This is a genomic window from Solemya velum gill symbiont (assembly GCF_002020255.1).
Taxonomy (GTDB): Bacteria; Pseudomonadota; Gammaproteobacteria; order Chromatiales; family Chromatiaceae.
The window spans coordinates 77,275-99,963 of record NZ_MPQG01000005.1; the positions used below are offsets into that span (position 1 = coordinate 77,275).

Genomic DNA, 22,689 nt, shown 5'->3' on the forward strand with positions numbered 1-22,689 from the left:
TAACATCGTATAAAATCTATAATCCTTTGTAATTGCAGTAATAATTATTTCTCTTTCAGCTCGAAGCTCAGCAGATTATCATGCATGTGTGACGCTTTTGGCTAATCTCTAGGGCCGTAATGCCTAGTAGGTATAATCGTAGTTTCTGTATTTCCCGTACTTGTAATATCCACCATATCCGGAGGCACCCTGGTGCATCTGGTTGAGCACGCCACCGATGATATGGCTGTCGACCTGGTGCAGGCGCTTCACACCTTCCTTAACGAGGTGGTAGGGCGTTGATTCAGCCTTGATAACGTAGATAACCCCCGATGCCTGGTTGGCAACCAGTATGGCATCACTGACAAGCTGTGTCGGTGCGGTATCGATGATGACCCTGTCGTAGTGTGAGGCGAGTTTCTGTAGTGCTTCGGAAAAACGTTGTGAAGAGAGCAGTTCCTGCGGATTTGGCGGGATCATGCCGGCAGGTAGTATGTCGATACCTGCATCTTCATTGTGGTGGATGCAATTAGCCTCTTCCTCGGTTCCAGCCACGAGGTCAGAGAGTCCAGGTGTGTTCTTTTCTATACCAAAGTGCGGGCCAAGACTTGCACGGCGCATATCGGCATCGATCAGCAGAATCTTTTCCAGTTGCCCAAGTGCGACTGCAAGGTTGATCGAGACGGTTGTTTTTCCTTCACCGGGGACTGAGGAGGTGACAGCAACAACCTTGTCTGGTGAATCGAGGGAGGTGAGTAGAACTCCTGTCCGTATAGTACGAATCGATTCAGAGAAGAGTGATTTCTGGTCGTCGATATACATTCTTTCTGGCGATAAATCACTTTTGTCCGATTTCAGAACCTGCAGGTTGCCAAGAGTGGCAATGCCGATCTTCTCTTCGATATCCTGACTGTTCTTCAGGGTATCGTTGATGTAATCGAGCAGGAAGGCGAGCAACAGCCCAAGAAAGAGTCCGCCCAGCGACGCAATAACAATACGCTCCAGGTTTGGCCAGTAGTGGCCACCAGGTACTCTTGCTTCATCGATGATTCGTGCATTAGGTGTGTTGTTGCCGCTGGAGATATTGGTCTCCTTGAAGCGTGTCAGAAACGTATCGTACAGCTTCTGGTCAGCCCCGAGATTCCGTTCGAGTGCCCTGTATTCAGCCTGCTTACTGTCGATTGCGTGTGCCTGCAGTTTCAGGTCATCAAACTGCTTCTGCAATTTCGTTTCCAGCCACTGTGCACGTTCAAACTCCTTGTCGATATTGTTAAGTACGATATCGACCTCTTTTTTCATGCGGCTGATTCGTGTCTGGTGGCCTGCTTTTGCAGCGATCATTTTGGGGTGCTTGGGGCCGTATCGCTTTGCAAGCTGTGCTATTTCCAGCTCGGAATCCAGTTCCTCGCGTTTGGCTTCCTTGATATTCTCGTATTCGATCAGGGAAGGGTGGTTGACTGCCTCATTAAAAGGGAGTTCGCGCAGACGATCGATATCCTTGACGATTTTTTCGAGTGTAATACGGTTTTTCTGTGCGTCGGTGAGGTTGTTGAAGGCGTCTTCCATCTGTCTGCCAAGAATGGAACTACCGCTTTCGAGGTTGACGATTTTCTCTTTTTCACGGAACGCCAGCAGCTTCTTTTCAGACTCGTTGATCGATGCTTTCAGATCCATTGTACGATCTGTCAGATACTGGGTCGCGTTTTTGTATGAATCGAGGCGTGACTCGAGATCAAATTCAATGAAGAGGTTTGCAATTTTATTCGCCATTTCGGCGGCAAAATCCGGGTCATTCGAGTTGAAACCAAACCTGTAGAGCATGGTGTTTTCGATATGCTCAAATTCAATGCCTCCCTGTATCATGGCGAGTGCCTGTACTTTCAATGTCTCTTTGGTTTGTAGAGAAGTAACAGGTTCTGTCGGCCGCAGGAGTGTTGCCATCCAGTCAGGCAGGTAGCTGAGCCAATCGATTTGCAGGGTCGCACGGCTCTCTTTCATGTTTTCAGGATCGAAGTAGGGGTGGTTCCATAGTTCAAGTCTGTCGACGACACGCTCAGCAAAATCCCGTGATTTGAGAATGACGCTCTGGGTGTTGAAAATACGTTCACCCTTGAATCGTCTTTCAAACTCGTTGAAGCTGGACTCTTTGACTGTTCCCTGATCCTGGGTTTGCGGCGTGAACTCCAGCATGGCGAGAGCCTTGTACTTCGGTTCCAGTGAAGCAGCATAGAGATAGGCAATGATAGCTGCAACCAGTGTCAGGCTGACGATGCCCCATTTGTGCTTGAGCGCAACTTTCACATACTGATGAATGTTGATGCGCTTTTCATCCTTCCGGATGTGCGTTGGATCGGGCTGCGGTGCCTGGCGATGTGCCTTGTAGCTTTCGTATGAGAGCTCGTCGTCAGCGATCTGTTCGTTGTCAGCCATCAGAAAAAGCTCTCGCCGACAAAGAGTGTGTCGCTGGGTTTTATCTTGTGACTGAGAGTCGTCTTGTCGCCTTTCTCGCTGGTTGAACCGGCTTTATTCACGTAGAGCTTGCTACGTGAAGCCAGGTCACTGAATCCACCGGCTTTTTGCACTGCCTGCTGGAATGTCATGCCGGGTTGATATTCGTACCAGCCAGGCTCCTTGACTGCACCCCCGATAAAAAATTCTCTGTAGGAGTTCATAGTGACACTGACAACAGGTTTGACGAGGTAAGGCCCCTTGAGTTTTCGGGTGATCTCCTTTTCTATCTGGTTGGGTGTCATGCCGTGGACACGAACTTCGCCTAGCAGGGGGAAAAAGATTGTGCCTTCGTCATTGACTTCAACCGTGACGCTAAGGTCTTCTTCGTTGAGGACATAGACATCGAACTTATCGCCCTTGTCGACCCGATAATTGCTCACATCATCATTCACAGCAAGTGCGAGCGGTGCAAGACAGGTTAACACCAGAATAAGTAGTATGTTGAAATATCGAGGCTGAGGGTTTAGCTTGCTCATCAATATCGAGGATATCACTTTTTTTTCATTCAATTTCATTGCATTTCCATATGGTTGTTGCAATCCATGCATCTTCCAGAAAGGATTACCTCTGGGGTTTCACATCTGCGTGTATTGGATGATCATAGTAGAAGAATCAAATTGGTTTAATTTCCTTGCGTGCGATGCACGGTTACCTGATTTTACAGATATCCGCTGCACGTGCCTCTGAATTGATCTGTTCACCAAATCCAAACAGCTGACCAATGTTGTAGTCGATCATGATGCCCTGGTCTTCATAGCCATGGCCAGCCAGGCTGGAGGTGCGGTTCTCGCTGAAGAGCGTGACACCGATACTTCCATAGCGATTGGTTTTATAGCGTAAACCAAGCTCAGCTCCGTAGCGTTCATCAGCACGTCCAGACACATTGTATTCATCCTGGCCGTAATAGGCGCTGGTGTTGCTGAAAAGGCGCGGTGACCAGGCCTTGCTCCACGTCAGGTCAACCTGGTTGATCTCGACATAATCGTCCTGGACGAGGTCATCATACTCGACGCTCTCAAAGGGGCGATACATATAGTGCAGGCGTACTGCATTGTATTTGTTCGGATTCCAGTCAACGGCAAGGTCGAGGATGAGGTTGTCATGGCCCTCCCTGCTACTGCCGCTCTCAAAATCTTTTACGACATAACCGATTTTGGCAGTGCTCGTCGTTTTCCTGGTTGCCCGCCAAGTTGCGCCGACCAGGTAGCGGGTCTCTGTGCTATCAAGCCCATCAGTGAAGTCACCGGTGTTTGCGTTTGTATATTCAAAATTGCTGTGGGCTACCTGGAACAGGAGGTGGGTTTTTGGCAATACGCGAGCCAGCAGGGTGGCAGAAGCGTCAATGATGTTGCTGTCTCGATAATCGTAATCGTCGTCATCGTTACGGATGCATGTCAGGCAGGCAGCCAATTCCAGTTTGCCGCGAGTTTCGTCATTGCCGAGCACATAGAGGGCGCCAGCCTGGTACTGTTTCCAGTTGGCACCCGATGGATCACCAATTGTATTGTGATTCCCGTCGAGGGGATTCTCGTATCCACGTGGCAATTCCTGATCCCTGATTTCGAAACCAATATCGAGGTTTTGCCGTTGTGTGAATGCAGTGCCCCAATAGCCTACAAATCGCTGGTTGACTTGTTGTTCTTCAGCCTCTGTATCTGTAAAGTAATTTGTCTCTGCTACATATTCAAGGCCGTAGAAGTGCCCGCGACGCTTGCCCTGCAGACCAGCACCAAGCATGACGGCAATCGTCGGAGATGCGGCCTTTTCATCTCCGCTGCTGTCATACAGCGCGCTGCTGTAACCGGCAGAAATGTTGAGAATAGGGTAGGCGACCATGTTTCTAACTGGTTTCTCGAGCCTGTATTGCGATAGTACACTGCTGCTGCCAAACGCACCTGCGCATAGGATTAATGCACCTGCTCTCAGTTTCAGTCGAGTGACTCGCACACGATCTCCTCTCATTGCTTTATATAGTTTCTTGGCCATAGCTTGGTACCTGTATATCCTCCCGTTACTGCATTCCTTGCTTTCGTGTAACTGACTCATACAGTTCTTCAATCCTGGCTTGAAGATGGTGGTGGGGGATAGACAACAGGCTTACATGTACCAATCCCGGCTCCGGCCGCCAGCGCAGAACCACAGATACCGGCACCGCAAGCAGCGGGGGAGTCGCAGGTATAGCGTTCAGTCTCATGGTAAAAAAAGACGGCAGGTATGTATTTAACACCAAGGCTGTTCGCAACCGCTACCCACTCGGCATCATCGATCCAGCGCTCCATGGTGTCGCCGTATACGGTAATCATTACCGGCTTTTCGAAACCGTTGTTTTTCAGTTGCCTGGCAATTTTGTTCCACTTGTTACCAGGGATGGATGACTTTTCCGGTATGGGGAAAAGTGCCATTAACTCACTGGTTTTCGCATTCACATGGTGGTCGAGTTGTCGCCATTCACGCGGTGGGGTGACACGCAGGCGTTGCGCATCATAGATGTAGAGCACTTCACTCGCGCTGGTACGATTGTCGTTGGTGTCGATATAACGTCCGCCGGCATAGTTGGCAAGTGATACTCCCCCGATTCTGCTACGCATTGCCTTGGCAACAGCAGGCTCAACATGACTGGTCGGGAGCAAATTTTCAGCGTTGTAGATGAATTTAACGGGTAAAGTGTTTGTGCCAGAGGCCTTATGTTGCTTCAGAGCTTCAACATCCGCATCCACAACGACATGCTTGTCTTTCTGATAGAGAGAGATAAGTATGGGTAGCTGTGGAGTAGAAGGATTTTTTGCTGACTTGTACCACCAGGCATCGCCATTCGAGCCTTTTTTCTCCCGGTTTGCGATTTCGAGGAGTTCATCGATATTGACTTGCAGTTCGCCTTTGCTATTACTCATCCCATTCAAGCGAGCACTGGTGCTGAAATACTTGCCGGCAACAGCCTGAATCGATTTTGATGCGCCAAGCTGGCTTGCACTGTAGCGTTCGTAGAAACGATTTTTTGAAGCGATTGACTGTTCACATACCCAGCCAGGCAGTGAGAGAAGAAGATCCATCGCCTGCTGGTAGATTTCCAGCCCGCTTTCGGGATCGGACTTTACAAGATGATAAACAATGTCGTTGATCGGTAAACCGCGACCAATACCATGCAAAATGATGGATGGAGTAGGGTAGTCCTTAGCGATCAGTGACTTGATGTAGCCTGTTTCGTGATCGTTGAGGTTCGCCCCGTAGGCATTCATTGAAAGCCTGGATGACTGTATTTCAAGATCGGTGGGTAATTCTGCATGCAGTGTTGCAGCGCTGATCGGGAATAGTACGGCTGCTGATGCAAGGAGTTTTGGTAGTGCCCTGAAGAGGGTTTTTATCCTGAAACTTTCAGTTCTGGTAGATGGTGTCTCTACAGACTCATACATATTTGATATTCCATTTATCATGTCGCACATCCCTGTTGTACATAATGTGCGACAATTATCAGACCTTTTTGCACAGACTACAAGCATTTCAAGAAGATATTGCGGACATGCATATTCTAAATTAGTATATTAATACACGCTGATCATGACACGAAAAGCTGATAATGTCACCAGAACAGGGGTACTGATCGCACTTCTTTTTCTGCTTGTCCAGGCGTTTCTTGCTGCTACTGCAGGGTTTGCTGATTTGCATTCTATCGCAGCGCACAAATTATTGCATGAAGAGAAGAGCTCAACGACTCTAATGAGCCGGGAAAAACTGGGCAGAGTAATCGCAATGCAGGAAAATGCAACCCGCCTCTCCTCATTAAATGCAGACTATCAACTTGATCTTGCGCTTCTCTATCAATCATATCCTGAGACCCCCGCTACAACAGGGGAGAGACAAGCTGCACAAACTGCTGCGGAACATGCCCGGTTGGCTGTCGTACGGAGAAGTGCCTGGGCAAGGGCCTGGTCTGAATTTGCGCTTGCGCGTTTCAACCACTCGGGATTCGATAACCAGGTGCAGGTAGCGTTGTCAAAGGCGCTGCTACTTGGTCCATGGGAGCGTGGTGTTGTTAGCCAGGTTGCATGGCTTGCAATGACAGCCTGGGGCCAGTTGCCCTGGCAACAGCAGGAGGAGATGTCTGCTTTTTTTCTCTCTGCGATGCAGGATCCAGGATTCAGACAGATTATTCATCAGTCAGCAAGGCGAACCGGCTGGAGCGGATTTCTGAAACGGCTTGAAAAGGAACACGGGGCAGGGTGAAACAACACAAGAAACATAGTGACAGATTGAGGCGGGATGCCCCCCGGCCGCTATTCATTCTCTACCTGTTCCTGATTGCATGGTTGCCGATTCCGCTCGGCAGCAATCGTGTATGGGCCTGGTCGCTTTTTGAAGTCGCCATATGTCTGCTTGCCGGAGTATGGCTTGTCTACATATTGACCAGAAAATTATCACTGCCAGAGGCGCTGATTCGCCTGAAAATACCCCTGCTGCTACTTGGTGCATGGATTCTCTACCAATGGTTGCAGCTGGTCCCTCTGCCACTTGCAATGCTTGAGTTTTTCAGCCCGTCAACTGCGGCGCTGATTGCTTCGGCTGAGCCGGTGATCGGGACAGGCTGGCATCCGATATCGATGGACCCGGGTTCTTCTCTTGCAGGGATCTTGAAAAACACGGCCTATCTGTTGATGCTGGTGATGACCTTGATATTGGTTGATAGTCGCAAGCGGCTGCGCACCTTGATGATTCTTCTGTTGTGCGTCGGGCTTGGCGAGGCATTGCTGGGTATTGCAGGGTATTACGGTAATGGTTTAACTCTACTTTGGGTAGAGACGGGTGGAACTAGTCGGGCGCATGGTACTTATCCCAATCCCAACCATTTCGGCGCACTTCTTTCGATATCAATCAGTGTGACACTGGGGTTGTTGCTCACTTCGATGAACCTGCTACGTGAAGGCAAGGGCATGCGCGGTATATTAATCCGCTGGCTTTCAGTCGTACTCAGTCCCAGGGCGGTGCTTATCGTTGCACTTGTCACCATGTTCGGTGCGCTTTACCTGAGTAATTCCCGTGGTGCGAGTCTGTCGCTGTTTTTTTCGCTCTTGCTGGTGATTGCTTTCGGCATCTATCGCCACGGTTGGCAGTCGAGAGAGGCGGCGATGTTACCCGTGGCACTCTTGCTGTCGCTGGGAGCTGCTCTCTTTATGGGAGCGGGCAGGTTGATGGAGCGTTTTCTGCTTTTTCAGGCTGAATCAGAGGAGCGCCTGATTATCTGGCAGACTACGCTTGAAATGGTGTCTGACTATCCGGTTTTTGGAATCGGTGAAGGGGGATTCCAATGGCTGTTTCCCGTTTACGAAACTGTCGAGTCTTCATCAGCCTGGTATAAGTATGCACACAATGACTACCTGGAACTGCTGGTTAACCAGGGCATTGTGGGCGCCCTATTGCTTGGCGGTGCCATGATGCTGTTACTGAGGCACCTTTTCAGCAGTTTCACTGCCAGGCGCGATCCGCTCGTACGTGGCGTTCTGTTTGCCGCGTTGAGTGCTATCTTTTCTTTCCTGGTTCATGCACTGTTCGATTTTAATTTTCATATACCGGCAAATGCAGCCTGGTTTCACGTCATGCTTGGTGCCGGGCTTGTTGCCTGTTACCTGCCATCAAGACATTCGCATTCACATGTTGCCTCAGTCTAATTTGTGCTTGTTTGAAACTGACAAGTAGATAAACGAGATGGTCAGAAACGCCACTGTCATGATCCACTCTGGTATTGCATGATTTTCAGCGAGTATGCCAACAGATGCCAGCAACACAATAGCAACCAATATAACAAGCAGTGTTGTTGTTACACTGAGCCCACTCGACAGAAGCAGGTGATGAAGGTGGGTTCTGTCAGCTGAGAAGGGAGATTTCTTACGCATTACACGACCGATCATGGTGGCGACGGTGTCAATGATCGGTATGGCAAATAACCAGAGTGCGGTGACAGGCGCGTAGGCTTGTGCAGGCTCTTGTCCGAGATCGATCAGAAACCAGCAGAGGATATATCCCCCCATCATGCTGCCTGCATCACCAAGGAAGACATGGATCCGTTTTCTTAAGTGTGTCCGCAGGTTAAAAACGAGGAATGCAGCGCACGAGGCGGCAAAAAGAGACAGTATGCTTGCCGAGTCGATTTGGTTCACACTGAAGGCCAGCAGGGCCAGCAGTAGTGCGGTGAGCAGCATAATACTGCCTGAAAGACCATCCATACCATCGATCATGTTGACAGCATTGATGACACCAACGACGCAGAACACGGTAAAGGGAACCGACCAGATACCTAGTGGCAGTGACTCGGTGCCGAGCAGGGAGCCGAGATCAGTGATTGCTATACCACCCCACTGCGTCATGAGCAGTGCAGCCAACACCTGGTAGAAAAAACGAAATCTGGCAGAGAGTTCGTGAAAGTCATCCAGTACTCCAACCAGCAGCAGCAAGGCGCTACCGGCAAAGAGTGCGCGGTAACCGGACAGCGAAGTGTCCAGTATCAGGATTGCAAACATCAAGCCGATGAAGATGGTGATACCGCCGACAAGCGGTGTCTCACTGGCGTGGAGCCTGCGATTACAAGGTGCATCGGTCAGGCCAATTCGCATTGCAAGTGGAGCCAGTGTCGGAATTAGCAGTGCCGTAATGAAAAAGGCGACTGGCAGGGCGTAGAAGAGTGAGTTGTCAGTATAAGGCATCGTGTAAATGGCAAAAAATTGCAGGAAAGATACTATCATATTGCCTTAGCCTGTCCACCATTACTGGACGCATTCCAACACATCTCTCTGGTAAGATAGGTACGCATTCTGGAATAAGGAGTTGATTGTTGAAAGGTATCATTCTTGCTGGTGGCAGTGGCAGCCGTCTTTACCCGGTAACCCAGGCGGTCTCCAAGCAATTGCTTCCCGTCTACGACAAGCCGATGATTTACTATCCGCTGACGACTCTGATGTTTGCCGGTATCCGCGAAATCCTGATTATCTCTACACCGCAGGATACCCCCCGTTTTGAACAGCTGCTCGGAGATGGTTCCCAGTGGGGACTGAATCTCTCCTATGCTGTACAGGAGTCACCTGATGGCCTGGCCCAGGCCTTTATAATTGCTCGTGACTTTATCGGTGATTCTTCCTGTGCGCTTGTGCTGGGCGATAATCTCTTCTACGGACATGGCTTTCCCGAGGTTCTGGAGGCGGCCGCAGAAAAACAGCAGGGTGCGACTGTATTTGCATACAGGGTAAAGGATCCCGAACGTTATGGTGTGGTGGAGTTTGATGAAGATGGCAGGGTGGTCAGCCTTGAAGAGAAACCGTCGCAACCTAAGTCGAGGTATGCAGTTACCGGGCTCTATTTCTATGATAACCAGGTTGTCGATATCGCCGCCGGGTTGACACCATCGTCACGTGGAGAGCTGGAGATCACCGATATTAATCAGAGCTACCTCGACGCTGGTGAGCTCGAAGTCTCGGTGATGACACGCGGTTACGCATGGCTCGATACCGGCACCCACGAATCGCTGCTTGAGGCTTCACAATTTATAGAGACAATTGAACGTCGACAGGGCCTCAAGATCGCCTGTCCCGAGGAAGTTGCATGGAGCAGGGGATATATCAGCAATGAGCAGTTGGAACAGCTGGCGCATCCGCTAAGAAAAAATGGGTACGGCGAATACCTTCTGAGCCTTCTTACTTAGCAGGTGGCATCATGAAACTGGTACCGACAAAACTTCAGGATGCCTTCGTGATCGAGCCCACTCTGTATGGTGATGACCGGGGCTTCTTTTTCGAGAGCTTTAACCACAAAATTTTCACTGAACTGACAGGGTTTGATGGTCAATTTGTTCAGGACAACCATTCACGTTCGCAACAGGGTGTTCTACGAGGCCTGCATTACCAGCTCCGGCAACCGCAGGGGAAACTGGTGTGCGTGGTGAGTGGCGAGGTATTTGATGTTGCGGTTGATCTGAGAAAATCATCGCCAACGTTTGGGCAATGGGCAGCTGAAGTTCTCTCTGCAGAAAACAAGAAAATGTTCTGGATGCCTTCAGGTTTTGCACACGGTTTCATGGTGTTGTCTGAGTCTGCAGATTTTCTCTACAAAACTGACGACTATTACGCTCCGGAGCATGAGCGCTGTATTCAATGGGACGACAAACAGCTGGCGATTGACTGGCCGCTGGGTCGGATTCCATCTCTTTCGAAACCCCTCTTGTCTGACAAGGATCGCGCGGGTATCCCATTTGCTGATGCGGAGTACTACGCGTGAATAAAAGCAGCAGCAAACCGGAGAAGCCGGTGATACTTGTTACCGGCAAGGATGGGCAGGTTGGTTGGGAATTACAGCGCACCCTGATGCCGTTAGGTTCTGTGATCGCCCTGGGTCAGCAGCAGATGAATCTTGCTGATAGTGATCAGGTTCGTACCGTGATTCGTGACATCAATCCTGCTGTTATCGTCAACGCTGCTGCATACACTGCTGTCGACAAGGCAGAAGATGAAGCAGAGCTGGTGATGCAGGTCAATGCGACTGCGCCTGTAATCATGGCAGAGGAGGCTAGCAGGTCAGGCGCCTTGCTGGTTCACTACTCAACAGACTATGTGTTTAATGGCAGCAAGCAGGATGCCTGGACCGAGACTGACCAGCCTGATCCAATTAACCTGTATGGAAAATCAAAGCTGGAGGCTGACTTGGCGATCACTGCGAGCAGTTCGGATCACCTGGTATTCAGAACATCATGGGTCTATGCTTCGCGCGGTCAGAATTTTCTTCTGACAATGGCACGCCTTATTCGTGAACACAATAAATTAAACATTGTCGATGACCAGGTCGGTGCACCTACCTGGGCTCGATTGATTGCGGAAACAACCGCAATCGCTGTACAGCAATCGCTTCAACAGAAGAGTCGAGATGAGTTTCAGTCGGAACTGCTGCACCTGGCATCAAGCGGAGAGACATCATGGTTCGGGTTCGCATCCGCCATCCGCGCTATAATTTCTGCACGTGAAGGGGCTAATGTACAACTTGCTGAACTGGAAGCAATCAACAGCTCAGAGTACCCGGTACAGGCAGCTCGTCCAGCAAATTCCCGACTTGACTGCAGGCGACTTGAACAGCGTTTCGGACTTGCTCTTCCGGACTGGAAAAGAGCGCTTGAGCTCTGCATGGACGAAAAACAGAATTAAAATATAAGGCAGTAATAAATATGGATCAGTCGGAAAGAAAAATTGCCGTTATCGGCCTCGGCTATGTTGGTTTGCCGCTCGCAGTCGAGTTTGGCAGGTCGCGGCCTGTGGTCGGGTTTGATATCAATCAGCAACGTATTGATGAACTTGTTGTAGGGACTGACAGCACGTTGGAAACCAGCAGTGACGAGTTGCAAGAGGCAAAACATCTCAGTTTCACAACCGATGTCGAAGAGCTGCGTGATTGTGACTGCTTTATTGTAACAGTGCCCACGCCAATCGATGAGTACAATCAGCCAGATCTCACCCCGCTTGTTAAATCTAGCGAGACTGTTGGAAGTGTGCTGAATAAAGGTGACATCGTCATCTACGAATCGACAGTATACCCGGGTGCGACCGAGGAAGTTTGCGTGCCTGTACTCGAGTCTTGCTCGGGGCTGAAATTCAATCAGGATTTCTTTGCCGGCTACTCTCCCGAGCGAATCAACCCGGGTGACAAGGAACACCGACTTGCCACGATAAAAAAAGTGACAGCAGGATCGACACCGGAGATTGCTGAACTCGTCGATGCACTCTACGGCGAGATCATTACAGCAGGTACCCACAAAGCCGACACGATTATGGTTGCCGAGGCCGCCAAGGTGATTGAGAATACGCAGAGGGATCTCAATATTGCGTTGATCAACGAGCTGGCGATTATCTTCAACAGAATGGGTATAGATACGCAGGCAGTTCTGGAAGCAGCTGGAAGCAAGTGGAATTTTCTTCCGTTTCGCCCAGGGCTAGTCGGTGGGCACTGTATCGGTGTTGATCCCTATTACCTGACGCACAAGGCGCAGGCAATTGGCTATCACCCGGAGATCATTCTTGCCGGGCGCCGCCTCAATGACAGCATGGGAAGTCATGTTGTTACCCAGCTGGTCAAGACAATGATGAAGCGCCGTATCCAGGTCACAGGTGCCCGGGTGTTGGTGATGGGTCTTACCTTCAAAGAAAATTGTCCTGACCTGCGAAATACCCGTGTGGTTGATCTCGTCGCTGAACTCGCCGAGTACGAGTGTGAAGTCGATGTGTATGATCCCTGGGTTGATGTGCAGGAGGCGCAAAATGAGTACGGTATTACGCCTGTTGTTGAACCCGATATCGCCACTTACGATGCAATTATCCTTGCTGTGGGACATCACCAATTTGTGGAGATGGGCATCGACAAAGTTCGACAACTTGGCAAGCCGGAGCATGTGCTTTACGATCTTAAGTATCTCTTTTCAGCCGATGAGTCGGACTTGAGATTATGATCATGTCTGACTATGAAAATCTGAAAAATGAATTGCAGAGTGAGCCGCGCACCTGGCTGGTAACAGGTGTTGCCGGCTTTATCGGTTCCAACCTGCTTGAGACGCTGCTGAAGCTTAACCAGCAGGTCGTCGGACTGGATAACTTCTCTACCGGTTTTCAGCATAACCTGGACGAGGTGAAGGCGAGCGTTCCACCGGAGCAGTGGTCTGCATTTCGTATGATCGAGGGCGATATTCGCGATATCGCAACCTGTCACCAGGCTTGTAATGGAGTCGATTATGTTCTGCACCAGGCTGCGTTAGGTTCTGTGCCGAGAAGTCTTGAGGATCCGGTTACAACAAACCAGAACAATATCGATGGTTTTCTTCACATGCTAGTCGCAGCCCGGGATGCTGAAGTGAAACGTTTTGTCTATGCCGCTTCCAGTTCAACCTACGGTGATCATCCGGATCTGCCAAAGGTGGAAGAGAAGATCGGCAGCCCGCTCTCACCTTATGCAGTGACCAAGTTGGTCAATGAGCTCTATGCTGACGTCTTTAACAAAAGTTACGGTTTCAGAAGTATCGGCCTGCGCTATTTCAATATCTTCGGCCGCCGCCAGGTTCCCAACGGCGCATATGCGGCAGTCATTCCGAAATGGACCGCAGCATTGCTTGACGATGAGACTGTTTTTATCAATGGTGATGGATCAACCAGTCGTGATTTCTGCTATATCGACAACGCTGTTCAGGCCAACCTGTTGGCAGCGACTACGGACAATTCCGAAGCAACAAACCAGGTCTACAATGTTGCAGTAGGTGATCGTACAAGCCTTAACGATCTCTATCGCCTGATTAGAGAAGCACTCGAAGGGCTGGGTGTTTATACTGCGGAAAAACTCGAATACCGCGATTTCAGGGCGGGCGATGTACTCCACTCATTGGCCGATACCGGCAAGGCAAGCGATCTGCTGGGCTACCAGCCGACACACCGTATTGGCGAAGGTCTTGAAGAGGCGATGCAGTGGTACAAAAACAGGCATGAACAGAGCGGGGCTGATTCAGACTGATGAAGTTTATTATTACAGGGGGTGCAGGTTTTATCGGCTCGGCTGTGATCCGTTACCTGCTCGCAGAGACCTCTCACGAGGTGCTCAACCTCGACAAGCTTACCTATGCAGGTAACCTGCAGTCATTGAAAAGTGTCGAATCTAACCCGCGTTATCGTTTTGTGCAGGGTGATATCGCCGATGCTGACCTGGTCGAACAATTGTTCAGTGATTTCCAGCCGGACGTGGTTATGCACCTGGCTGCAGAGTCGCATGTTGATCGATCAATTGATGGTCCGGCCGATTTCATCCAGACCAATATCGTCGGCACCTCGGTTTTACTCGAAGCGGCACGCAACTGGTGGAAGTCTCTTTCTTCTGAAAAGCAACAGGCGTTTCGTTTTCACCACGTCTCCACCGATGAGGTCTATGGCGACCTGGATTCGACTGATGCTCTTTTTACCGAAGAGACATCCTATGATCCGAGTTCGCCTTACTCCGCATCCAAGGCGTCATCTGATCATCTGGTACGTGCATGGCATCGTACCTATGGACTGCCTGTTGTGGTCAGTAACTGTTCCAACAATTATGGTCCTTGCCAGTTCCCGGAAAAACTGATTCCGCTGATGATTCTCAACGCCCTTGAGGGTAAGCCACTGCCAGTCTATGGTAAAGGTGAACAGGTACGCGACTGGCTACATGTCGAAGATCATGCACGTGCACTCTACCAGGTTGCGACACGCGGCGAAGTGGGGGAGACCTACAATATTGGCGGGCACAACGAGAAAACCAATCTCGAGGTGGTTCATACCATCTGTGACCTGTTGGATGAACTGCGTCCTCAACACCCAGGTGACATCAGCAGCTACAGGGAGTTGATCACACATGTTACTGATCGACCGGGTCACGATCTGCGCTATGCAATTGATGCGGGCAAGATCGATCGCGAGCTTGGCTGGGTTCCCGAAGAGACTTTCGAAACCGGTCTGGAGAAGACGGTTCACTGGTATCTGGATAACAGTGACTGGTGTCGGCAAGTGCAGGATGGCAGTTACCAGCGTGAGCGTCTGGGTCAGGCCTGATTTCGGATTTTCATCTTGTCATCCAGAATTCTAATTTCGTCATCCCGGGCTTCACCCGGGATCTGATCTATTGTGACGCTTCGCGTCGGTTTTATTTTTGAAAGCGCGCACTGGCGCCACTAACGGAGAGTTCTTGCTATTCTGGTGTGGGATGCATGTCTTGGGGCGATGTGTTGTTAAACCGATAACTCTTTCTCGGAAAACTTAAGCGTCTCATACCGCCACGCCTGCAACTCACCGTCAACGGGCGAAAGAATCCCCGCTTTTTGCATCAGATGATGCAGAAATTGCCTGGGATCTGGCAGCTGCTCCCAAACACTGGGCAGGAATGTTGCCTTTTGAAAACCCTGCTGAATAATTAATCCATCAGTGCCCGGTCTGATCTCTTCAAGCAGTTGCTCGTATTGTTGAAACTCTATCTGCTGCGAAGGTGTCAGAACTGAAATCTCGATTTCAAGATCATTTGTTTCGGTTTTGCTGATCGGGTTGAAACGGGGATCCTGAAAGGCTGCTCCCCTGGCATGCTCAACAACGTCTGTTACTAGTGGTTGGTATGCCTCCAAAGCGCCGATACAACCGCGCAGTTGCTCATGCAGGTGCAGAGTGACAAAGCTTGCTGCCAATTGCTGCAGGTTGGCACTGTAGTCCGTGGCATCAACCTGTAGTGGTCGATCTTCAGACAGGTAATGGTTGATGCTCTGGCGAGCCAGCACCAGCAGTTGTGATTTATCGTCCGATGTGAGTTCAAACGAATGCATAACTGGCATATCCCACCACCTGGTCTTTGCCACCGGCGGTGTCACCGGAGTTTTTTCTGTCGAGTGTGATAACTCTCAGTCCCATCCTGCCTGCCAGTTGCAGCAGTCCGTTGAGTGGAAAAGCACCACATGCCTGTTGAGGATGAATAACTGGTTGCAGGGTTTCGATCAGTTCGCTGGTGTGGTTGTCGATGCGTTGTGCCTCGTGATATTCATGGAAATGGCTCAGGTCGCTGCTGACAATGACAATATTTCCGGGTTCGTGAATCACTTCCTCGAGAAGGGCAGCGACATCATCTGCTGCTGTCTCTCCGACGACCAGGGGTACCAGTTGCCAGTTGCTCAACAGCTTTTGTAAAAAAGGGAGCTGGGTTTCGAGGCAATGCTCCTGGTGATGCGGTAGCGAGTTGATCTGCAGCAGGCCCTTGTCGGCAAGCTGGCTAATCATTTCCTGGTCTATCTCAATATCACCCAGCGGTGTACGGAAACAGCTGACATCCGGTGCAGCAATGCCTGCAAGTGGTACACGATGGTTGGGTCCGAGCAGGATGACGCGGCGAATCTCATCAGCATAGGGTTGTAAGCTCCTGTAACCATGGGCTGCGACACCACCTGAGTAGATGTAGCCTGCATGGGGTGCAACCATGGCTTTTGGCTGATGCGGCAGGCTCATCGGTTTGGCAGCAGCCAGGAGTTCACTCACCATCGCTGAAAGCGCAAGCGGGTCTCCCGGGTAAAAGGCTCCTGCGACTGCCGGTGGACGGCACTGCATGGATTCTGTATCTCTGTTCATATGCTCTACTTGGGGATGCATTTGACACAATTCCAGTATGACCTATCGAAATCATCTACATGCCCCTATATTTAATATAGGACAACAGAGAGAAATGGAATGGAGAAAGTTTCAAATTTAAACACGGGTGTTGTGTCGACGAAGTACTGGCATCGAATCGATGATGAGCATGTACAGTGCGACCTGTGCCCGCGTGAATGCAGGCTTCGTGAGGGTCAGAGAGGTCTGTGCTTTGTGCGTGGTTGTGAGCACGGCGAGGTTGTTCTCTACAGCTACGGACGCTCTAGCGGCTTCTGTGTCGACCCGGTCGAGAAAAAGCCGTTGAATCACTATTACCCCGGTTCAGCCGTACTCTCATTCGGAACTGCTGGCTGTAACCTGTCATGCAAATTCTGCCAGAACTGGGATATGAGCAAGTCACGCGAGATGGATACCCTTGCCGATGCTGCTTCACCACAGCAGTTGGCAGAAGCTGCTGTGAACCTTGGTTGCAAGAGTCTCGCCTATACCTACAATGATCCGCTGATTTTTCACGAATATGCAGTAGACACGGCAGAAGCATGCCGTGAGAAGGGGATCAAAAATATTGCCGTCACTGCAGGTTACGTCCACCCTGAACCACGGCGTGAGTTTTTTGCCGCGATGGATGCAGCCAATATTGACCTCAAGGCCTTCACTGACGATTTCTACCATCGCATTTGTGGCGGCCATTTACAGCCGGTGCTGGATACCTTGCTCTATGTACACCATGAAACAGACGTGTGGATGGAGCTGACTACCTTGCTGATTCCGGGTCATAACGATTCAGATGAGGAAATCGACAAGATGACCCGCTGGGTGGTCGAGAACCTTGGGCCAGATGCGCCTATGCACTTCACTGCATTTCATCCATCGTGGAAAATGATGGACGTTCCCTCAACTCCGGCTTCGGCATTGACCAATGCACGTCATATTGCAATGGAAAACGGTGTGCAATACGCCTACACAGGCAATGTGCATGACAGCAATGGCGGAAGTACCTGGTGTCCTGAGTGCGGTGAGTTGCTGATCGAGCGTGATGTCTACGAATTGGGCAAGTGGGGGCTTGAAGATGGCGCCTGCCACAAGTGCGGATTCAAGATTGCAGGAGTGTTTGATGATCAGCCCGGCGACTGGGGTTCACGGCGACTGCCTGTGCGTCTTTCGGATCATGCCTGATTGATCAATCGCCCCGAGGGCGGGGCTCCCACAACTGCGCCATATCATGTAGGAGGCCCGTCCCCGGGGCGATTTGGTTATGCGGTCAAGCCATCTTTGAATTCACTCAAATAAAAAGGCGGGGTAGAACCCCGCCTTCTTATTCAGCATGTCGCGATCTTACTTGTTTTCGCGATTTGCTATCAGGTCATCAACAACAGCCGGATCGGCGAGGGTTGAAGTATCACCCAGACCATCAATCTCGTTGGCTGCGATCTTGCGCAGGATTCGGCGCATGATCTTGCCTGAGCGGGTCTTTGGCAAACCTGGTGCCCACTGAATGATGTTGACCTTGGCGATCGGGCCGATTTCACCACGAACCAGCTTGACCAGCTCTGTCTTGAGCTCATCAGTCGGTTCAACACCGCCCATTGGAGTGACATAAGCGTAGATGCCCTGACCGGTCAGGTCATGCGGATAACCGACAACAGCGGCCTCGGCAATATCATCGTGCAGAACCAGGGCAGATTCGATTTCAGCAGTACCCAGGCGGTGACCTGAGACGTTAAGAACGTCATCAACACGACCAGTGATCCAGTAGTAGCCATCTTCATCGCGACGTGCACCGTCACCAGTGAAGTAATAGCCCTTGAACATCGCAAAGTAGGTTTCGAAGAAGCGCTTGTGGTCGCCGTAGACGGTACGCATCATTGAAGGCCATGGCTGCTTGATGGCGAGGTTGCCTTCAGCAGGGTTGCCTTCGATTTCATTACCCTGGTCGTCCAGCAGTACCGGGGCGACACCAAAGAAAGGATTGGTTGCAGAGCCGGGCTTCAGCGGAGTTGCACCAGGCAGAGGTGTCAGCATGTGTGCACCAGTCTCTGTCTGCCACCAGGTGTCGACGATAGGGCAGCGCTCATCGCCGACGACATTGTGATACCACTCCCATGCTTCCGGATTGATTGGCTCACCAACAGTTCCGAGCAGGCGCAGGCTCTTGCGGCTGGTCTTCTTGACAGGCTCATCACCAGCACCCATCAGTGAACGAATTGCTGTCGGTGCAGTGTAGAAAGAGGCAACATTGTGCTTGTCTACTACCTGCCAGAAACGCGAGATATCAGGGTAGGTTGGAATACCTTCGAACATCAGGGTGGTGGCACCATTGGCCAGCGGACCATAGACGATATAAGTGTGGCCTGTTACCCAGCCAACGTCAGCTGTACACCAGTAGACTTCACCATCCTTATAATCGAAGACTGTCTTGTGAGTCATTGCTGCCTGCAGCAGGTAGCCGCCAGTGGTGTGCAGTACACCTTTTGGAGTACCTGTTGAACCGGAAGTGTAGAGGATGAAGAGCGGATCATCCGCTTCCATCTCTTCTGCTTCACACTCTGCAGAAGCTGCACCAACAGCCTCGTGATACCAGACGTCGCGTTCGTTGTCCCATTCAACCGGGTCACCGCCGCGCTGAACAACAATACAGGTATGAACTCCAGGGCAGTCTGCGATCGCCTTGTCAGCATTGGCTTTCAGAGGAACTTTCTTTCCGCCGCGCATTGACTGGTCTGAAGTGATGACAACTTTACAGTCAGAGTCATTAATACGGCTGGCGAGCGCATCAGGTGAGAAGCCGCCGAAAACAATTGAGTGCATTGCGCCGATTCGGGTACAGGCAAGCATGGCAACTGCAGCTTCAGGAATCATCGGCAGGTAGAGTGATACACGATCGCCCTTACCGACGCCACGCTCTTTCAGCACGTTGGCAAATTTACACACCTCTTCGTGCAGTTCACGGTAGGTGATTTTTCTGTCTTCATTCGGATCGTCGCCTTCCCAGATGATGGCAACCTGGTCACCACGGGTTTCCAGGTGACGGTCGAGACAGTTGTAGGAGACATTCAGAGTGCCACCCTTGAACCAGTTAATATGCAGGTCATCCTGATCGAAAGACCAGTCAGTGACCGTGTCCCACTTTTTGAACCAGGTAAGGTATTTTTCAGCCTGCTCGCCCCAGAATGCTGATGGGTCCTCGATGGACTGTTTGTACATAGCTTCGTACTGCTCTGCAGTGACATTAGCTTGGGCTGCAAACGCTTCCGGTACAGGATAGGTCTTCACTTCTGACATTGATTTCTTCTCTGATAGGCTCTGTTTTTTGTATGCGTAAGCGTATCTCCATGCTGTTTTTTTAACAACATTGAAAATACGAATTATTGCAGTGCATTAAATATGCGCGAATACGCCTTTCGTGTCAAAGACTTTATGTCGCATCGCAGTATAATATTAGGGTATTCCCTAATAATAAATCACTCATCTTTTATTGATAAAACGTTTAAGCGGCAACTTGTGTGCATTACCCATATATTCAATGATTGCGAGTAATAATTCTGCCGTGGCAAGCGCATCAACCAGTGCGTTATGTGCCTGGTACCTGGGCAGATGATGTCGCTCTCTGAGTGCATAAAGACGCAATTCATTCGGGCTGAAATGCATCTGGCGACGATCGAACCACTGGCGAGCCAGTTCAAGTGTGTCAATCATCGGCAATACCGGCGCATGACCGTAGAGATTCTTGCATGCCTGTGTCAGGAAGTTGCGCTCGATCGCAGCATGGTGAGCGAGAATAATTTTTCCTTTGAATGCCTGCAGCATCTCTTCGACAATCGTTTGTACCTTGGAGCCTTCAGCCATAATGTCATCAGTGATGCCATGAATGACGACGCTCTCTTCAGGCAAATCCTGTTTCGTTTGAACCAGGCTGTGAACTGCGGTTCCGAGAAAAATCTCTTCGTTGTACATCTCCACGTAGCCAGCACTCAACAGGTGATCTTTCTTCGGATCAAGTCCGGTGGTTTCGAAATCGAGAGAAACGATCGGGGTTGAGAAAATGCTTCCCTTGAGATCCGGAAAGGGCGTTTCAAGGTAATCACGCACAGGGCCATCCGGCAGCTTTTTTAATTGGTTAAGACGCTGCTGCTCAACGCTCGGTGAGAAAAGCGAGAACATTAACCGAGCCTGCCATAGCGATTGGAGACACTCTCCTGAATCTTGTGGATCACGCGAAATGCATCTTTGAGGTGTTCTCGTTCAAGCTTTGAGAATTCCTCCGGTGGAACATAGTTATCCGGTTTTTCACCATTACGTATCTGGCGTGCCTGGTGCTGCACCCTGAGCGTACTGATGAATTCGTAGGCATCAACTAAATCTGCTGATGCACCGGCTGACAGGGAAGGTGTTCCGGCCACTGCTTCGAGTCGAGCAATGGTATTGGATTCCGGTAAGCCTTCAGCAAGCACGAAAAGGCGGGCAAGATCAGTGACCGGCACAATACCGCTGTGCTTGAGGTCCAGCGTGTTGTCGTGTTCACCGTCATGTACCAGCACAAAATTACGGAAAAAACCAAGCGGCGGACGATGTGAGAGTGCATTTTTCGCCATGTAGGCAAGAAAGAGCTTGTTTTGCTGACTCTCTTCCAGCATCTTCGACTGGATATCTTCAAACAGGCTGGCATCACCGTGAACCACGCGCATGTCAAAAAAGATACTCGCCAGCATCAGTGCCATCGGTTCCGGCTCCCAGATCCAGTCATGGAAATACTCCATCCACACTGATTTTGGTTGGCGCCACTTTTCGTTGGACGCCATGACATCACCGGGACAGAATATATAGCCGCATTTGTCGAGGCCGGCATTGACGTACTTCGCGACTTCGCGGAAATACTCATCATCACCCGGTTTCATATCGTCACTGATAATCATTCCATTATCCTGATCGGAATGAGCTGATTGTTCATAACGGGCCTGAGAGCCTGCTGCAATCCATGCATAAGGAACGGGTGGGGGTCCAAATTTCTCCTCGGCGCGTTTAATCAGCCGCTTGGTGAAGGCGTCTGTCACAACCGTGACTGCATTGCCAACATGCTGGGCAGTACCGCCTGCATTGACCAGATGCAGCTGGAGTTCAGGTACACGCAGGCTCGCCTCGATCATGTCATCGAGTGTTTTTGCCTTACGCACCTTACCTGCCAGGTAGACCGTGTTGGAACTCTCCTGTCGTACAAGGTCTGTGGTTGTCAGCATGCCAAGCAGTCCATCATCTCCTGTTACCGGCAAGTGATGAATTCCTTCCTGGGTCATCATCATGAGTGCGTCAAATGCGGAAGAGTCTCCATTTATAGTCAGGATACCGCTTGTCATTATTTCGCTAACGGGAGTCTCCAGAGGTTTGCCTTTAGCGACCAGGCGTGAACGGATATCCCTGTCAGTAAGAATACCGGCAAGGTTATTATCGTCATCACTGATCAGCAACGAGGAGACTTTTACCTCACTCATGTACTTTGCAGCTTCATAAACAGTTTTGTCGCTCTTGATGCAAATTGGGTCTCGCTTTACCAGGTCTCTGACTTTCAGGTTTGCAAGCGACTGGCCATTGGGGTCTTTTGAGATCCTTTCCAAAGCCAGCTTGAGTCTGTCACGGCTTTCAGGCTCAAAGAAGCGTGCGAAGTCAGGAAATTTCTTTTGCAGGGTACTCATGGTTTCGCACGGCACCAGGTAGAAGAGGGTGTCTTCAGTCGCTTCACCATGATCAACACTTTCCTGGGTGACAACGCAATGGTCTCCGTACAGGTCTCCCTCGCCAAGTTTTGTCAGCAGCTTGTTGCCATCATCGAACAGGGAAATGGCACCACGACGAACCAGGTAGACGAGAGGAGTAGGGGAAGCATCGCTGGGTGGAAATTCTTTTCCGCGCCTGATGTAGCGAATTGAGAGAGTCGGCGTCAGTTCATTCAGGGCCTCTCCCGGAAGTGCATCAAAAGGAGGGTGAGAGGCGACAAAGTCACGAATTTCGAGCAGTTCAACTTCCACGAAGTGGTTCCTGTAATGGTGATTGAATA

Annotated in this window: 19 protein-coding genes; 9 read left to right on the plus strand and 10 right to left on the minus strand. The window is 50.5% G+C overall.

Annotated elements, in window-relative coordinates:
- Positions 1–123: 123 nt before the first annotated feature.
- From BOW06_RS05630 to BOW06_RS05645, 4 genes are all read right to left on the minus strand, one after another.
- On the minus strand, positions 124–2,409 hold the full coding sequence (locus BOW06_RS05630; protein WP_078454493.1) for a GumC family protein: 2,286 nt from the start codon (positions 2,407–2,409) through the stop codon (positions 124–126).
- Positions 2,409–2,966, minus strand: coding sequence for a polysaccharide biosynthesis/export family protein (locus tag BOW06_RS05635; RefSeq protein WP_078456640.1), 558 nt, complete (start codon positions 2,964–2,966; stop codon positions 2,409–2,411). Before BOW06_RS05635 ends, BOW06_RS05630 begins: the two co-directional genes overlap by 1 nt.
- A 172-nt stretch (positions 2,967–3,138) precedes the next feature.
- A complete protein-coding gene (locus tag BOW06_RS05640; RefSeq protein WP_179116068.1) occupies positions 3,139–4,476 on the minus strand; it encodes an outer membrane beta-barrel protein in 1,338 nt (445 codons plus the stop codon).
- 68 nt (positions 4,477–4,544) lie between these two features.
- Entirely contained in the window at positions 4,545–5,900 is a 1,356-nt protein-coding gene (locus BOW06_RS05645; RefSeq protein WP_078454495.1) for a hypothetical protein, read from the minus strand.
- Between the two features lie 145 nt (positions 5,901–6,045).
- On the opposite strand from BOW06_RS05645, the gene BOW06_RS05650 reads away from it, so the two are divergent.
- Both BOW06_RS05650 and BOW06_RS05655 read left to right on the plus strand, forming a co-directional pair.
- Positions 6,046–6,711, plus strand: a complete 666-nt coding sequence (locus tag BOW06_RS05650; protein WP_043115571.1) for a hypothetical protein — start codon at positions 6,046–6,048, stop codon at positions 6,709–6,711.
- Between the two features lie 26 nt (positions 6,712–6,737).
- Positions 6,738–8,150 (plus strand): O-antigen ligase family protein, encoded by a 1,413-nt coding sequence (locus BOW06_RS05655; protein ID WP_143557081.1) that lies wholly within the window; start codon positions 6,738–6,740, stop codon positions 8,148–8,150.
- Here BOW06_RS05655 and BOW06_RS05660 read toward each other — a convergent pair.
- Entirely contained in the window at positions 8,142–9,221 is a 1,080-nt protein-coding gene (locus BOW06_RS05660) for an MraY family glycosyltransferase (protein WP_078453415.1), read from the minus strand. The two genes, BOW06_RS05655 and BOW06_RS05660, sit on opposite strands and share 9 nt — an antisense overlap.
- An 86-nt stretch (positions 9,222–9,307) precedes the next feature.
- On the opposite strand from BOW06_RS05660, the gene rfbA reads away from it, so the two are divergent.
- Genes rfbA through rfbB form a run of 6 tightly spaced genes read left to right on the plus strand, consistent with a single transcriptional unit; the run spans position 9,308 to position 15,068 of the window.
- Positions 9,308–10,174, plus strand: coding sequence for a glucose-1-phosphate thymidylyltransferase RfbA (gene rfbA / locus BOW06_RS05665; RefSeq protein WP_043115574.1), 867 nt, complete (start codon positions 9,308–9,310; stop codon positions 10,172–10,174).
- Positions 10,175–10,185: 11 nt separating this feature from the next.
- Positions 10,186–10,746: a dTDP-4-dehydrorhamnose 3,5-epimerase gene (gene rfbC / locus BOW06_RS05670; protein WP_078454496.1), complete on the plus strand. Its 561-nt coding sequence runs from the start codon at positions 10,186–10,188 to the stop codon at positions 10,744–10,746.
- Entirely contained in the window at positions 10,743–11,663 is a 921-nt protein-coding gene (gene rfbD, locus BOW06_RS05675) for a dTDP-4-dehydrorhamnose reductase (RefSeq protein ID WP_078453417.1), read from the plus strand. Before rfbC ends, rfbD begins: the two co-directional genes overlap by 4 nt.
- 20 nt (positions 11,664–11,683) lie before the next feature.
- Positions 11,684–12,958 (plus strand): Vi polysaccharide biosynthesis UDP-N-acetylglucosamine C-6 dehydrogenase TviB, encoded by a 1,275-nt coding sequence (gene tviB, locus BOW06_RS05680; RefSeq protein WP_043115578.1) that lies wholly within the window; start codon positions 11,684–11,686, stop codon positions 12,956–12,958.
- 2 nt (positions 12,959–12,960) lie between these two features.
- Positions 12,961–14,007: an NAD-dependent epimerase/dehydratase family protein gene (locus BOW06_RS05685; protein WP_078454500.1), complete on the plus strand. Its 1,047-nt coding sequence runs from the start codon at positions 12,961–12,963 to the stop codon at positions 14,005–14,007.
- Positions 14,007–15,068 carry a dTDP-glucose 4,6-dehydratase gene (rfbB, locus tag BOW06_RS05690; protein ID WP_043115579.1) on the plus strand — a complete coding sequence of 354 codons (1,062 nt, stop codon included), beginning with the start codon at positions 14,007–14,009 and terminating at the stop codon, positions 15,066–15,068. The genes BOW06_RS05685 and rfbB overlap by 1 nt, the downstream gene beginning before the upstream one ends.
- Positions 15,069–15,244: 176 nt before the next feature.
- Here rfbB and amrA read toward each other — a convergent pair whose 3' ends face one another.
- Complete coding sequence (gene amrA / locus BOW06_RS05695; RefSeq protein ID WP_230209660.1) at positions 15,245–15,835, minus strand: AmmeMemoRadiSam system protein A; 591 nt, start codon at positions 15,833–15,835, stop codon at positions 15,245–15,247.
- Positions 15,813–16,619 carry an AmmeMemoRadiSam system protein B gene (amrB, locus tag BOW06_RS05700; RefSeq protein WP_043115581.1) on the minus strand — a complete coding sequence of 269 codons (807 nt, stop codon included), beginning with the start codon at positions 16,617–16,619 and terminating at the stop codon, positions 15,813–15,815. The genes amrA and amrB overlap by 23 nt, the downstream gene beginning before the upstream one ends.
- Before the next feature lie 99 nt (positions 16,620–16,718).
- On the opposite strand from amrB, the gene amrS reads away from it, so the two are divergent.
- On the plus strand, positions 16,719–17,816 hold the full coding sequence (amrS, locus tag BOW06_RS05705) for an AmmeMemoRadiSam system radical SAM enzyme (RefSeq protein WP_043115583.1): 1,098 nt from the start codon (positions 16,719–16,721) through the stop codon (positions 17,814–17,816).
- Positions 17,817–17,975: 159 nt separating this feature from the next.
- Here the strand turns inward: amrS and acs are convergent, their stop codons facing one another.
- The 3 genes from acs to BOW06_RS05720 all read right to left on the minus strand — a co-directional run bounded on the left by acs (position 17,976) and on the right by BOW06_RS05720 (position 22,660).
- Positions 17,976–19,922, minus strand: a complete 1,947-nt coding sequence (gene acs / locus BOW06_RS05710; protein ID WP_043115585.1) for an acetate--CoA ligase — start codon at positions 19,920–19,922, stop codon at positions 17,976–17,978.
- A 183-nt stretch (positions 19,923–20,105) separates the two neighbouring features.
- Positions 20,106–20,801, minus strand: coding sequence for an exonuclease domain-containing protein (locus BOW06_RS05715; RefSeq protein ID WP_078453974.1), 696 nt, complete (start codon positions 20,799–20,801; stop codon positions 20,106–20,108).
- A complete protein-coding gene (locus BOW06_RS05720) occupies positions 20,801–22,660 on the minus strand; it encodes a putative nucleotidyltransferase substrate binding domain-containing protein (RefSeq protein WP_078454497.1) in 1,860 nt (619 codons plus the stop codon). The genes BOW06_RS05715 and BOW06_RS05720 overlap by 1 nt, the downstream gene beginning before the upstream one ends.
- Positions 22,661–22,689: the final 29 nt, after the last annotated feature.